The sequence below is a fragment of the Streptomyces sp. NPDC096152 genome, from assembly GCF_044763235.1.
GTDB lineage: Bacteria > Actinomycetota > Actinomycetes > Streptomycetales > Streptomycetaceae > Streptomyces.
Window position 1 is genome coordinate 336,267 of sequence record NZ_JBIWFW010000006.1, and the last position, 13,735, is coordinate 350,001.

Genomic DNA, 13,735 nt, shown 5'->3' on the forward strand with positions numbered 1-13,735 from the left:
TTACCGAAAGGGGTGAGGTCCCGGGACGCAACCGCCGAGGATTCACCCTTCCTTGTCGTGACGCCGCCGACCCGCTCAAGGGGCGTCCGGAAAGGCGTACGCTCACGCTGCCTCCCCGAAGGCCGAAAAAACCGGAAAAACAGGAAGCGGTACGGCAGATGGCGCATGGGCTGCGGCAACCGATCACCGGGCACCGGCCGCTGCTCGTCGAGCGCCATCGGGAGGTGCGCGCGCTGGAGACCGCGCTGGCGGGCCTGCGCGAGGCGGCCGACGCGGTGCCCGGGGGGCGGCACGGCGGACTGCTCGCCTTTCGCGGTCCGGCCGGGCTGGGCAAGACGGCGCTGATGGGTGAGGTGCGCGCCCGTGCCGCGGAGCACGGCTTCATGGTGCTCTCGGCCAAGGGCGGGGAGAACGAGCACGAGCTGGCGTTCCGGATGGTGCGCCAGCTCGTCCAGCCCGCGCTGGCGGCGATGGACGAGCCGCAGCGCCGGACGTTCCTCGGGAGCTGGTACGGCATCGTCGCCGCCGCGCTCGGTCTGGAGGCCTCGGACCCGTCCCCCGTCCCGGACCCGACCGGAGTGCGCGACGGACTCGACTGGGTCATGACCCGTCTCGCCGTGGTGAAGGGGCCCGTGGTGCTGCTCCTGGACGACCTGCACTGGGCCGATCTCGAGTCGCTGAGCTGGCTCACCTCGTTCGCGCCCCGGGCCGCCGGCCTCCCCCTGCTGATCGTCGTCGCCTACCGCCCGGACGAACTGCCGCCCGAGGCGTCCGCCTTCCGCGCCCTGGTCGAGGGCCACGGAAACCGCCCCCACACGCTCAAGCCGCTCACCACCGCCGGAGTGGCGCGGATCGTCAGGGACCAGGTGGGAGAGGGCGCCGAGGACGCGTTCTGCGACGAATGCCGGGAGGTCACCAGCGGCAGCCCGTTCGAGACCGTCGAACTCGCCATCCGGCTCGGCGAACGCGGCCTCAAGGGCACCCGGGACGACCTGCCCGCCATGCGGGACCTCGCCGCGGCCGTCAAGGGCCCGGGACTCGTCGACCAGTTGCACCAGCTCGGCGTCACCACCGTCCACTTCGCCTGGGCCGCCGCAGTCCTGGGCACCTCCATCTCTCCCGACCTCGCGGCCACCATCGCCGTGGTCGGCATCGAGCAGGCCGCCGAGGCGACCGCGAAGCTGCGCGCCGCCCGGATCCTGGCCGACGTTGCCGGGCCCGGCGGCAGGCTGGAGTTCGTGCACCCGCTGACCGCCACGACGATCTACCGGTCCATCCCCCCGCATGTGCGCGTCGGTCTGCACAACGCGGCCGCCGATGCCGTGCGCGCGGCGGGGTACGGTCCCACGGCGGCCGCCCGGCACCTGCTGGAGGTGCCCTGCGACAACCGGCCGGACGCGGTCGCGTGCCTGCGGGAGGGCGCCCGTGAGTACCTGCGGGCCGGGGCCCCGGAGGCGGCCCGGCGGTTGCTGCTGCGCGCGGTGCAGGAGCCGCCCCTGCCGGAGCAGCGCGCCGCTCTCCTGCACGAACTGGCCTGCTCGACCTTCCTGATCGAGCCCACAGCCACGGTCAGCCACCTCCGGGAGGCGCTGGAGCAGCCGGGCGTCCATCCCGACCTGCGCGCCTCCATCGTCTACCGGCTGACCCAGGCCCTCGCGCACACCGACCGGATGGCCGAGGCCGCGACCGTGGCCGCCGAGGAGGCGCACCACGCCCCCAACGGGCGTGTCCGGCTGCGGATGCAGGCCGACCACTTCGTCTGGAGCGCCTTCCGCACCGATGAGCCCGACTCGGTGGCCCGTTCGCGCCGCCTGGCGCGGCTGGCGGAGCGGCTGACCGGCCGCAGTCTGGAGGAGCGGTACATCCTCGGCCTGCGGGCCTGGGACGCGCTGGTGCGCGGCGAGCCGCGGCGGACCGTGCTGTCCTGCGCCGAGGACGCCCTGCGCGGCGGTATGAGCTGGACCGACGAGAACCGGGGCTTCGAGGTGCCCGTCTCGGTCGCCCTCGCGTTCATGTACTGCGACCAGCCGCGACGCGCCGAGGAGTTGTTCACCGCGGGCATCGCCGAATGCGAGAAGAAGGGCTGGCGCGGCTCGCACCTGGCCGTCGGGCAGACCCTCTTCGGCTACATCCGCTACCGCCGCGGAAGCCTGGCCGAAGCCGAGGAGCTGGTCCGGGCGGGACTGCGCACCGCCGACCGGGTGGAGGGCGCCGTGCCCGCCCAGTGGTTCGCGATCGGCATCCTCGTCCAGACCCTGCTGGCCCGGGGGCGCGTCGGCGAGGCCCGTGAACTGGCCGACGCCTACCACTACGGGGACGTGGTCCCGAACGCCGTCATCTATCCCGACCCGCGCACGGTCTACGCCGAACTGCTGCTGGCGGAGGGACGGCACGCCGAGGCGGCGCGGCTGCTGTCCGAGGTGGGTGACTGGCTGGACGCCCGGGCCTGGCGCAATCCGGCCTGGTGCCCATGGCAGTCGGACCTGGCGTCGGCGCTGGCGGCGACCGCGCCGGGCCGGGCGCTGAGCCTCGCCCAGGACGCCGTCAAGCGTGCCCGGGACTTCGGGGCCGCCTCCGCGATCGGGGGCGCGCTGTGCACCCTGGCCGAGGTGACCGCCGGGCCGGCCGCACTCGACCTGTACGCGGAGTCCGTCGACCATCTGGAACGCTCCCCCGCCGCCTACGATCTGGCCCGTGCCCAGGTCGGCCATGGTGCCGCGCTGTCCCGGAACGGCCGGCTGCAGGAGGCCGCCGACCGGCTCTACCAGGGGCTGGAGAGCGCCGTGCACTGCGGCGCCGAGGCGCTGGCCGGTCGGGCCAGGGAGGAACTCTCCGCCGCCGGACTGCGGCCGCTCCCGCTGCGCTACCCGCAGACGGACACGCTGACCGCTCAGGAACGCAGGGCCGCCGAGATGGCGGCCCAGGGGCGACCAGTGGCGGCCGTGGCGCAGGAACTTCACCTCACCGGTCAGGGGGTGCGCCAGCTGCTCTCCTCCGTCTACCGCAAGGTCGGTACGGACGCCGTGGGCCTCGCCGAGGCGCTGGAGACGTTTCCCCGCCCCAGGCAGTGAGGGGTGGCGGTCGCTGGAGGAACGCACTCACCGCGTTCTCCGCCGGCGCGACCGCCTCGGGCCCCACCACGGTGCTCCGGGCCCGGCAGTCGGGAGTCCTCCCCGTGTCCGCCGGTGCCCGCCCTCCGCCATCCGCCGTCCCCCGCCCGCCGCGCCTCCGCGGGGGCGGGGGGGGACCGGTTCAGGCGGCCTCGGCGCCGTCCCGTTCCGGCGCGCCCCGTTCCGTGCCGGGCCGGTGGATCGGTGTGTGCGTGCCCGTCAGCGGGACGCCCGTCCCTCCGTGCCGGACCGCGACGATCTCCGCCGCGATCGACAGGGCGGTCTCCTCGGGCGTGCGGGCGCCCAGGTCGAGGCCGATCGGGGATCTCAGCCGGGCCAGCTCGCGCTCGCTCGAGCCCGCCTCGCGCAGCCGTCGGTCGCGGTCCTCGTGGGTGCGGCGCGACCCCATCGCGCCCACAAACGCGACGGGCATCCGCAGCGCCGTCTGCAGCAACGGCACATCGAACTTGGCGTCGTGGGTGAGCACGCACAGCACGGTGCGTGCGTCGGTGACGGTGCGCCGCAAGTAGCGGTGCGGCCAGTCGACGACGATCTCATCGGCCTCGGGGAAGCGGGCGCGGGTGGCGAAGACGGGGCGGGCGTCGCACACGGTCACCCGGTACCCGAGGAACGAGCCCGCCCGTACGAGCGCCGCGGCGAAGTCGACCGCACCGAAGACGATCATGCGGGGCGCCGGCACGTTCGACTCGACGAGCAGGGTGAGCCCGCCGGGGCAGTGCGATCCGTCCTCCGCGAGCGCGACGGTGCCGGTGCGGCCGGAATCCAGCAGGGTCCGGGCCTCGGCCGCCGCCGTCCGGTCGAGTTCCGCGACGCCGCCCAGCCCTCCGTCGAACGTGCCGTCGGGGCGCACGAGGAGTGCCCCGCCGAGCAGGCCCGCGGGCCCATGGACGACCCGGGCCACGGCCGCCGGCTCCCCCTGGGCAGCGGCCGAGAGCGCCGCGCGGAGCGCTTCCCGGACGGGCGCGTCCGTGCCGACCGGCGTGATCAGGACGTCGATGATCCCACCGCAGGTCAGCCCGACGGCGAAGGCGTCCTCGTCGCTGTAGCCGAACCGCTCCACACGGGTCTCGCCGTCCTGGAGTGCCTCCACGCAGAGGTCGTACACCGCTCCTTCGACACAGCCGCCGGAGACCGAGCCGATGGCAGTGCCCTCGCCGTCGACGGCGAGGGCGGCACCGGGGCCGCGCGGCGCGCTGCCGCCGACGGCCACCACGGTGGCGACGGCGAAGGCGCGGCCCTCCTCGGCCCAGCGGTGCAGCTCCTCGGCGATGTCAAGCACGCGCCGCTCCCTGTCCGGCCGCCAGGACGCGGTCCGGCCGGATGGGCAGGTCGCGGTGCCGGACGCCGGTGGCGTGCCAGACCGCGTTGGCGATCGCCGCCGCGGCGCCCACGATGCCGATCTCCCCGATGCCCTTGATCCCCACCGGGTCGTCGGGATCAGGGTCGTCCACCCAGTCGGCCTCGACGAGCGGCACATCGGCGTGCGTGGCGACGTGATAGCCCGCGAGGTCGGCGCCGACATGTCCGCCGGAGGCGGTGTCGCGGACGGCTTCCTCGTGCAGGGCCATGGAGATGCCCCAGGTCATGCCGCCGACCAACTGATTGCGAGCGGTGAGCGGGTTGACGATGCGGCCCGCCGCGAAGACGCCGAGCATGCGGCGCACCCGCACCTCGCCGGTGGTGACGTCCACGGCGACCTCGGCGAACTGCGCGCCGAAGGAGTGCCGTTCCCTCTGTGCGAGGGCGCCGACGGCCGCGGAGGTGTCCGACCGGACGGTGACGCCCTCTGGGGGGATGTCGGCTCCCAGGTCGAGCCGCTCCCGCAGTTCCCCGGCCGCGGCCGTGACCGCCCAGGCCCAGGAGCGGGTGCCCATCGAACCGCCGGCGATCATGGCCGGTCCGAAGTCGCTGTCCCCGATTCGCACGCGGACCCGGTCCGGCGCCACCCGCAGCGCGTCGGCGGCGACCAGGGTGAGCGCGGTGCGTGCCCCGGTTCCGATGTCCGCCGCGGCGATCCGCACGGTGAAGGACCCGTCCGGCTCCGCGGTGAGGACCGCCGTGGACGGTGCGGCTCCGGCCGGGAAGGAGGCCGCCGCCGTACCGGTGCCGAGCAGCCAGCGGCCCTCCCGGCGCAGCCCGGGACGCGGGTCGCGCTCCGCCCAGCCGAACCGGCGGGCGCCCTCGTGGAAGCAGGCGCGCAGGTTGCGGCTGCCGAACGGCAGCCCGGACACGGGGCCCTTCTCGGGTTCGTTGCGCAGGCGCAGGTCGATCGGGTCGATCCCGCACCTCTCGGCCAGTTCGTCGAGCGCCGACTCCAGGGCGAACGACCCCGGTGCCTCGCCCGGCGCCCGCATCCAGGTCGGGGTCGGAACGTCGAGACGTACCACCCGGTTGGCCGTGTGGTGGGCGTCGGCGTCGTACATCGCCCGGGCCACCGCCGCGCTCGGCTCGACGAACTCGTGCACGGTCGAGGTGAGGCTGAGGGAACGGTGTTCCAGCGCGCGCAGCCGTCCGTCGGCGTCGCAGCCGAGCCGGACGCGCTGGGTGGTGGGGCTGCGGTAGCCGGCGAGGGAGAACATCTGGCGGCGGGTCAGGACGACGCGGACCGGCCGCTGCAGGAGGGTCGCGGCCATCACGGCGGCCACCTGGTGGGCGCGGACCCCCTTGCTGCCGAAACCGCCGCCGACGTGTTCGGACAGCACCCGCACGGCGGCGGGATCGAGTGAGAACAGGTTGGCCAGTTCGCCCCGCACCCAGGTGGTGCCCTGGTTGGAGTCGACGACCTCGAGCCGGCCGCCGTCCCAGCGGGCCGTGGCCGCGTGCGGCTCCATCGGGTTGTGGTGCTCTTCGGGAGTGGTGTATACGGCGTCCACGACGGCTGCGGACGCGGCCAGTTCGGTGTCCAGGTCCCCCTTGTCCGTCACCGCCGGCATGTGACCGTCCGCCGGGTACGCGTCCGTGCGCCCGCCGGAGAAGGCCACGTCGTGCGGCTCGCTCGCGTAGTGCACGACGAGCGCCTCGGCGGCCTCCCTGGCCTGTTCGGACGTCTCGGCGACCACCAAGGCGACCGGCCAGCCCATGTGCGGCACCCGGTCGTGCTGGAAGACGGCGCAGGTGGGGTCCGGCCGGGATCCCAGCAGGCCGACGAAGTCGGTGTCGAGGCGCGGCGCGTTCCCGTGGTGCAGGACGGTGAGGACGCCGGGCATCGCGAGGACGGGCTCGTGGTCCACCGCGCGGATGCGGCCGCGGGCGACGGTGGACAGCACCAGCCAGCCGTGGGCGAGGTCGGCGAAGGGCACCTCGCCCGCGTACCGGGCGGCTCCGGTGACCTTGTCCCGGCCCTCCACGCGGGTGTGCGCGGTCCCGACGGCGCTCTTCTCCGCCGAGGCCGGGGTCGTCGTGGCGGTGCTCATCGGTCGGTCTCCTCGCTGAGTCGGGCGTTGTCCTCGGCGAGTTCGGTCAGCACGGCCACGACGAGGTTGCGCATGAGTGTCACCTTGTATCCGTTGTGGGGCAGCGGCCTGGCCGCCGCGAGTTCGGCGTCCGCAGCGGCGGCGAAGGTCTCGGCGTCGGCCGGTGCGCCGGTCAGTACCCGCTCGGCCGTCCGGGCCCGCCACGGCCGGGAGGCGACCGCCCCGAAGGCCAGGCGAGCCTCGCGCACTTCGCCGTCGCGGACGTCGAGGGCGGCTGCGATCGAGCCGATGGCGAACGCGTACGAGGCGCGTTCGCGCACCTTGCGGTAGCGGGAGCGGGCCGCGACCGGAGCGGGCGGAAGGGTCACGCCGGTGATCAGCGCTCCCGCCGGCAGAGCGGTCTCCTGGTGCGGGGTGTCCCCCACGGGCAGATAGAAGTCGGCCAGCGGCAGCTCACCCGGCCCTTCGGTCGTCTCGTACGACACGACCGCGTCGAACGCCGTCAGCGCCACGCCCATGTCCGAGGGGTGGACGGCCACACAGTGCTCGGAGGCCCCCAGGACGGCGTGGTTGTGGTGTTCGCCCTCGAGCGCGGGGCAACCGCTGCCGGGAAGCCGCTTGTTGCAGGATTTCGTGACGTCGGTGAAGTAGCCGCAACGGGTGCGCTGGAGCAGATTTCCGCCGACGGTGGCCATGTTGCGCAACTGCCCGGAGGCGCCGGCCAGCACCGCCTGAGCCAGTGCCGGGTAGCGGCGGCGGATGTCGGGGTGCGCGGCGAGGTCGCTGTTGGTGACGGTCGCGCCGACGCGCAGGCCGCCGTCCGCGGTCGGCTCGATCCCGTCCAGGGGGAGGTCACGGACGTCCACGAGGCGGGCGGGGCGCTCGACACCGGTCTTCATCAGGTCGACGAGGTTGGTGCCGCCGCCGAGAAAACGCGCCTCCGGGTCGGCGCCGAGCAGCGCGACCGCGCCGGCCACGTCGGACGCCCTGTGATAGCCGAACTCCCTCATGCCACCGCCTCCGTGGAATCCGTGGTCCGTGCCCGCCCGCTGTCGTCCCCGATGTGCGTCCCGTCCGTGTCGTCGCCGGTCCGCGTCTGGACGGCGGCCGCTCGGGCGACCGCCTGCACGATCGACATGTACGCGCCGCAGCGGCACAGGTTGCCGCTCATCCGCTCCCGGATCTCCTCGGCGGTGAGGGGTGGCGGCCCCGCCTCGGGCCGGACGTCGTCGGTGACCGCGCTCGGCCAGCCGGCCGCGTGTTCCTCGATCACCGCGACGGCCGAGCAGATCTGTCCCGGTGTGCAGTATCCGCACTGGTAGCCGTCGAGATCGAGGAACGCCTGCTGCACGGGATGCAACCGCTCGCCCTCGGCCACACCCTCGATGGTGGTGATCTCACGCCCCTCGGCCGCCACCGCGAACTGCAGGCAGGCCACGCTCCGGCTTCCGTCGAGCAGGACGGTGCAGGCCCCGCACTGCCCCTGGTCGCAGCCCTTCTTGGTGCCGGTCAGATCGAGTCGCTCACGGAGCGCGTCGAGCAGGGTGGTGCGGTGGTCGACGGACAGCGTGTACTTCTCGCCGTTGATGTTCAGGGTGATGTCGCTGGACGTCGGTGGGGCCATGATCAGCCTTCTTTCGCAGGTCCGGAGCACGTCGCGGGACCGTCCATGGGTCCCAGCGTCCGTGAAGCCGCGGGGCCGGGTCGCCAGGGCCCCGGCGGCCCGTGCGTCCGGTGGTCTTCGGGTCCGTCCGCGGGTTCGGTACGGCAGACCCGTTCGGCGAACAGGGAGGTGGCGCTGTACGGGAGCGATGGAGCTGGGCAGGCGTGCGGAATACGGGGACGGGAACGCCATGGCGGCGGCTCCCGCCGGGTTACGTCGGCGGCCTCCACCGCTATGGTGGAGGCAAGCGGACAGCTGTCCGGTAGCAAGAACCGTAGCGGACAACTGTCCGCTTAGCAAGGTCGGGATCCGGACTCCAGACCCGGCGAGGAGGACGAGTGCAGCCGAAGAGGGACGCGGAAGATGCGCCGCTGCGCTCGGACGCGCAGCGCAACCGCGAGCGCATCCTGGAAGTGGCCCTGGCGGAACTGACCCGCTCCGCGGACACCCCACTGAGCGTGATCGCCAAGAAGGCGGGCGTCGGCCAGGGCACGTTCTACCGGAACTTCCCGCACCGCGAGGCCCTCGTCCTGGAGATCTACCGGCACGAGATGCAGCAGGTCGCCGACAGCGCGGTCGAGCTGCTCGAAAGCCGGGAGCCGGACCAGGCCCTGCGGGAGTGGATGGACCACCTCGCCCGGTTCGCCATGGCCAAGGCCGGTCTGGCGGACGCGATCCGCCAGGCGACCAGCACGCCGGGAAGTCCCGCCAAACCGGGCCACACGCCGGTCACCGCCGCGGTCGAACTCCTGCTGCGCGCCAACGAGGAGGCCGGCACGATACGTCCGGGAGTGACCCCGGACGACTTCGTCCTCGCCATAGCGGGCCTCTGGCAGATGGACCCCCACAGCGACTGGCAGCCGCGCGCCGCCCGGCTCCTGGACCTCGTCATGGACGGTCTGCGGGCCGGGGCGCCAGGCCGCTGACCCCGGCGCCGGCGCCGGGGGCGCGGCACTGCTCGGCGCCGCGCCGACGCGGGACGCGGCTTCGGGCGCCGCGAGAACGGGCCCACCCCGTCCTGCGGCTACGGCAGGGGCAGCTTCAGGCCATGAGTGCCATGCGGCGTACGAGTGAGCGTTAGGGTTCACGTCGTCATATCGAGTGCAGGCAGCAGGGGGTGGGCGAGGAGATGGCCAGGACTGAGGCGCTGGTACTGGGCGGCGGCGGTGTCGGGGGCATCGCGTGGATCACCGGACTGCTGACCGGGTTGTCCGAGGCGGGCCGGGACGTCACGGGGGCCGACCTGATCGTGGGCACCTCCGCCGGCTCGACGGTCGCGGCACAACTGGGCAGCGGGCTGGGCCTGGAGGAGCTGTACGCCCGCCAGGTCGACCCGGCACTGCAGGCCGCCGAGATCATGGCGGAGATGGACCTGGAGGCTTTCGCCGCCGAGATCGGCGCGGCGCTGAGCAGCCGCCGACATCACGGAGATGCGGCGCGCGGTCGGGAAGTTCGCCCTCGGGGCCGAGACCGTGACCGAGAGGGAGCGCCGGGCGGTGATCGAGTCGCGGCTCCCCTTCCACACATGGCCCGAGCGGGCGCTCAAGATCGTCGCGGTGGACGCCGAGAGCGGTGAGCCGCGCGTGTTCGACCGCGTGTCGGACGTGAGCCTGGTCGACGCCGTCGCCGCCAGCTGCGCCGTCCCCGGCGTCTGGCCCCCGGTGACGATCGGCGACCGCCGGTACGTCGACGGCGGCGTCCGTTCCGTCGCCAACGCCGACTACGCCGCCGGCGCCTCACGCGTGCTGGTGATCGTGCCGATGGGTGCTTCCGAGCCGTTCCCGAGCGACCGTCCGCTGCAGCGGACCGTGGACGAACTGCGCGCCCGGGGTGCCGAGGTCGCGGTCGTCGAGCCGGACGAGGCGTCCAAGGACGCGATCGGCACCAACGCGCTGGACCCGGCCACGCGCCGGCCGGCCGCCGAGGCGGGTCGCGCACAGGGCCGCGGACTGACGATCGAGTGGCGCCGGGACTGAGCCCCCAGGTCTGATGAGCGGAGCCGGAAGTCGGAGGTAATTCAGTAGCCGACGCCCCATGGCACCCGGCAGAGTGGCCGCCCGTGACGAGCAGTGAACTGTGGAGCCGTACGACCGCCGAACGCTACGACGCCGAGGAGGCCGGGATCTCCTCGGCCGCCGCACTCGGACCGATGCTGGACTTCCTCGCCGAACTCGCCGGTGACGGAAGGGCGCTGGAGTTCGCCATCGGAACCGGACGCGTGGGCGTCCCGCTCCGGGAACGCGGCGTCCCCGTCGTGGGCATCGAGCTGTCCGGGCCCATGGCAGCGGTCCTGCGCCGCAAGATCGACGAGGAGAGGCTCCCGGTCACCCTCGGGGACATGGCCACGACCGTCGTCCGCGGCGAGTTCACCCTGGTCTACCTCGTCTACAACACCATCACGAACCTGCTCACGCAGGATGAACAGGTCGAGTGCTTCCGCAACGCCGCACGTCACCTGGCGCCCGGAGGCCGGTTCGTCATCGAGCTGGGCGTGCCGCCGCTGCGGTTCCTGCCGCCCGGGCAGGTCGCGGTGCCGTTCGACGTCTCCGAGCGGCATCTCGGCTTCGACACCTTCGATCTGGTGGAGCAGATCCTCGTCTCGCACCACCTCACCCTCGACGGCGACGACGGCCGCTACCGCCGCGACGCCTCCCGCCACCGGTACGCCTGGCCGGCGGAGCTCGACCTGATGGCGCGGATCGCGGGACTGGAGCTGGAGCGGCGCGTCGCGGACTGGGAGGGGACGCCGTTCGCCCAGGACTCCGCCCGGCACATCTCCGTGTGGCGCAAGCCGGCCTGAGGCCCGCCCCTCCCGACCGCGCTCGCCGAAGGGGCCGACCGAACACGACTCATGCGCGGCCGAGTCGAGGACGGGGCAAGCCGATGGGGGCCGGGGATAGAACCCCCGGCCCCCATCGGGAACACCGCTGGCCAGCCGACTCAGCCGTGCCGGTGGCCGTGTCCCCCGGACTCCCGAGCCTCCGGGGACGCCGACGCGGTGGGCCGCCCGCAGCCGCTCTCGGGTGCGAGCTCGCGCACCGTGGAGCGGGCGACCCAGCCGTGCCGGCCGGACCGGACGGCCCTCACCTTCGCCCGCGTACCGCGGACGTCGAGGACCACCGCCTGCTCACCGGCGGCGAGCCACTGCCCACCGACCCGGACCCGGCAGGTGGGGCCCGGGCCCACCAAGTGCACGGTGCCGCGCAGGTAGAAGTCGTCGACCCAGCCGTGGACCGACGCGTCCCCGACGGCGCGCACCTGGAGCCAGGTGCCCTCCGTCGAGACGACCCGGGCCAGGGTCCCGTCCTTCGCCTGGGCGACCGGCTCGCCGTCGCCCGGATGCCCGTACAGCGCCACCCGCGCGGTCGCGACCAGGCCGTGGTCGTCACGGCCGCTGATCAGCACCAGCCGGCTCTCGTCCCCGCCCGGCGCCGTGGCGGCGCCGGCGGGTCCGGAGGCCCGGTCGGGCCGGCCGCCCGCGACCACGGTGGTGACCCCGACCACGGCCAGGGCGACGGTGAGAGCGCCGACGAGCGCGCTCCTGACTCCCTTCCTCACGGGCAGCTCGCCGGGTTGGCCGTGCCCTTGGTGACGTTGGCCGAGATGGTGTTGCACCACGCCCCGCCGTCACCGCTGCGGTGGAAGACCTTGTCGTACTGCGTCGAGCCGAGCGAGTACGAGTACGTGTCGTAGACGGTCTCCACACCGCTCACGATCTTGAGGAAGCGGACGGACTCGGAGCCGGTGTTGTTGAGGAATCCGGAGGGGATGTCCATCACCCACCGCCCGCCCGCCGGGATGGTCGTACCCGCCGGGATCTGCCTCGGCGCCCCGCCGCCGGCGGCGACGTCGTCGATGTAGTAGCCGCTGACGTCGACGGCGCCGGCGGTGGGGTTGTAGAGCTCCACCCACTCGGTCCCCGTACCCGACGGCGCCATCAGGAACTCGTTGACCTGCACCTTGGTGGGGTCGCCGGTGCCGCCACCGCCACCGCTGGTCGTGGTGGTGTACGACCGGCTGCCCGCGTCGTAGTCGACGGTGAACTGCGCTCCGCTTCCGGACGTGGCGAGGTGCACGGTGCCGTTGTGGTTGTACGTGCCGGAGTAGTCGATCGCCGTTCCGTCCGTGTCCGTGGTGTCGCAGGGGTTGTTGGCGAGGTAGATGTCCGCCCCCACGGCGCGGAAGGCGTTGAGCGTGCGGTTGCCCGGGTGGCCGTATGAGTTCGAACCGCAGGAGATGAAGCCGACCTGAGGATGCGTCGAGTTGACGTAGGCGTCGGACGAGGAGTGACTCGAGCCGTGGTGGTTGGCCCGCAGCGCGTTCACCGTGCCCATCTTCTGGCTGAGCAGCTGCTCGATGTTGTTGTAGGTGTAGCCGTTGGCGCTGGTGCTGTACTCGCCGTCGCTGTCACCGGCGGTCGCGTACGCGAACGGGCCGAACGTGGTGCGCAGGCCGATCGAGTAGTCGTTCTCGCTCGGCGGGGTGGGGTCCGCGTCGTGGTCGCCGCTGACCGGGGTCACGCCGTCGGCCTGCTTGACGTCCTTGCCGTTCGCCTCGACGACGTTCGAGGTCACGCCGGTGCCGAGGTCGACCGACGGCCACGGGCTGTCATTGGTGATCCGCAGCACCTTGCCCTCGATGTTGGCACGGTCGGCCTGTCCCGCCGGACCGTACAGCCAGCAGATCCACCGCTTCGACGTCAGCGAGGTGGTCCCCACGTTGTGCCAGGCGGTCTCGGTGCTCGGCGCGGTCGACGTGCCGACGTCGCAGTCCTTGTCGCCGTTGCTGTCCGTCCACACACCACCGTCGTGGTCGAGCAGCTGACCGACCGTGAAGCCGAATCCGCCGGAGGAGGTCGGAGTCAGCAGCTGGTAGAGGCCGTTGCCGTAGGCCGTGGTGTCGTTCGGATTGCCGGCGTATCCGATGTGGTCGAGGTGATGGTGGGAGGCCATCACGTAGTCCAGGTGCACCGGCCCGGAGGCGATGCCGCATATGGAGCGTATCTGGGCGGCGACACGGGTCGCGTTCGTGTTGGTGCCGGTCGAGTTGAACGCCGTCTCGCCGAGGTCGATGAGCAGGGTGCGGCCGGTCGGTCCGACGACGAGCTGGGAGTCGCCCTGCTCGACGTCGAACCAGTAGATGTTGAACTCACCCTGGCGCCACGTGCCGTTGGTCGAACAGTGGGGCGCGTCCGCCACCGCGGCGTGTGCGGCGGGGGGACTGACGAAGAGTGAGGTGAAGGTGAGCATCACCCCTGCGATCAGCAGGAGGAGCAGACGGGAACGGCGCACGTGGCCTCCGGGAACACTGGATCCATGGACGCAGTGGCCCGCGCCCGGCTGAGGATGACAGGCGGGGCGTCGAACGGAGGCAAGATTGAATGACGATCTGAAGAAGATCAGCTGACGGAACGATAAAGGCGCCGCGCCGCTTGGCCGGCCGCCCAACCAGGCGTTCTGAAGGCCGAGTCGGCGATTTCGCGGCCAACCGGGACGATCTTTCTCAGCCCGGGAAGGTCAATCGTACAT

At 72.9% G+C, this 13,735-nt stretch carries 9 protein-coding genes and 1 pseudogene; 4 read left to right on the forward strand and 6 right to left on the reverse strand.

Features of this window, described 5'->3' with window-relative positions:
- The first annotated feature begins 158 nt into the window (after positions 1-158).
- Complete coding sequence (locus ACIQ9G_RS22075) at positions 159-3,071, forward strand: ATP-binding protein (RefSeq protein ID WP_403612113.1); 2,913 nt, start codon at positions 159-161, stop codon at positions 3,069-3,071.
- A gap of 181 nt (positions 3,072-3,252) precedes the next feature.
- Here the strand turns inward: ACIQ9G_RS22075 and ACIQ9G_RS22080 are convergent, their stop codons facing one another.
- From ACIQ9G_RS22080 to ACIQ9G_RS22095, 4 genes are read right to left on the reverse strand one after another with little or no spacing between them, the layout of a single operon-like run.
- The gene (locus ACIQ9G_RS22080) at positions 3,253-4,410 is read right to left on the reverse strand and encodes an XdhC family protein (RefSeq protein WP_403612116.1); all 1,158 of its coding nucleotides are present in this window, start codon (positions 4,408-4,410) and stop codon (positions 3,253-3,255) included.
- The gene (locus tag ACIQ9G_RS22085; RefSeq protein WP_403612118.1) at positions 4,403-6,544 is read right to left on the reverse strand and encodes a xanthine dehydrogenase family protein molybdopterin-binding subunit; all 2,142 of its coding nucleotides are present in this window, start codon (positions 6,542-6,544) and stop codon (positions 4,403-4,405) included. Before ACIQ9G_RS22085 ends, ACIQ9G_RS22080 begins: the two co-directional genes overlap by 8 nt.
- Entirely contained in the window at positions 6,541-7,554 is a 1,014-nt protein-coding gene (locus ACIQ9G_RS22090; protein WP_403612121.1) for an FAD binding domain-containing protein, read from the reverse strand. Before ACIQ9G_RS22090 ends, ACIQ9G_RS22085 begins: the two co-directional genes overlap by 4 nt.
- Entirely contained in the window at positions 7,551-8,168 is a 618-nt protein-coding gene (locus tag ACIQ9G_RS22095) for a 2Fe-2S iron-sulfur cluster-binding protein (protein ID WP_403612124.1), read from the reverse strand. The genes ACIQ9G_RS22090 and ACIQ9G_RS22095 overlap by 4 nt, the downstream gene beginning before the upstream one ends.
- Positions 8,169-8,545: 377 nt before the next feature.
- Here ACIQ9G_RS22095 and ACIQ9G_RS22100 point away from each other — a divergent pair, with 377 nt between their 5' ends.
- The 3 genes and pseudogenes from ACIQ9G_RS22100 to ACIQ9G_RS22110 all read left to right on the forward strand — a co-directional run bounded on the left by ACIQ9G_RS22100 (position 8,546) and on the right by ACIQ9G_RS22110 (position 11,007).
- Positions 8,546-9,133, forward strand: a complete 588-nt coding sequence (locus ACIQ9G_RS22100; RefSeq protein WP_403612127.1) for a TetR/AcrR family transcriptional regulator — start codon at positions 8,546-8,548, stop codon at positions 9,131-9,133.
- Positions 9,134-9,336: 203 nt separating this feature from the next.
- Positions 9,337-10,183 (forward strand): annotated as a pseudogene (locus tag ACIQ9G_RS22105) (patatin-like phospholipase family protein).
- Positions 10,184-10,266: 83 nt separating this feature from the next.
- The gene (locus ACIQ9G_RS22110; protein WP_403612129.1) at positions 10,267-11,007 is read left to right on the forward strand and encodes a class I SAM-dependent DNA methyltransferase; all 741 of its coding nucleotides are present in this window, start codon (positions 10,267-10,269) and stop codon (positions 11,005-11,007) included.
- A gap of 140 nt (positions 11,008-11,147) precedes the next feature.
- On the opposite strand, the gene ACIQ9G_RS22115 is transcribed toward ACIQ9G_RS22110, so the two are convergent.
- Both ACIQ9G_RS22115 and ACIQ9G_RS22120 read right to left on the reverse strand, forming a co-directional pair.
- The gene (locus ACIQ9G_RS22115) at positions 11,148-11,765 is read right to left on the reverse strand and encodes an SH3 domain-containing protein (RefSeq protein ID WP_403612132.1); all 618 of its coding nucleotides are present in this window, start codon (positions 11,763-11,765) and stop codon (positions 11,148-11,150) included.
- Positions 11,762-13,498, reverse strand: coding sequence for a lamin tail domain-containing protein (locus ACIQ9G_RS22120; protein WP_403612134.1), 1,737 nt, complete (start codon positions 13,496-13,498; stop codon positions 11,762-11,764). The genes ACIQ9G_RS22115 and ACIQ9G_RS22120 overlap by 4 nt, the downstream gene beginning before the upstream one ends.
- Between the last annotated feature and the right edge of the window lie 237 nt (positions 13,499-13,735).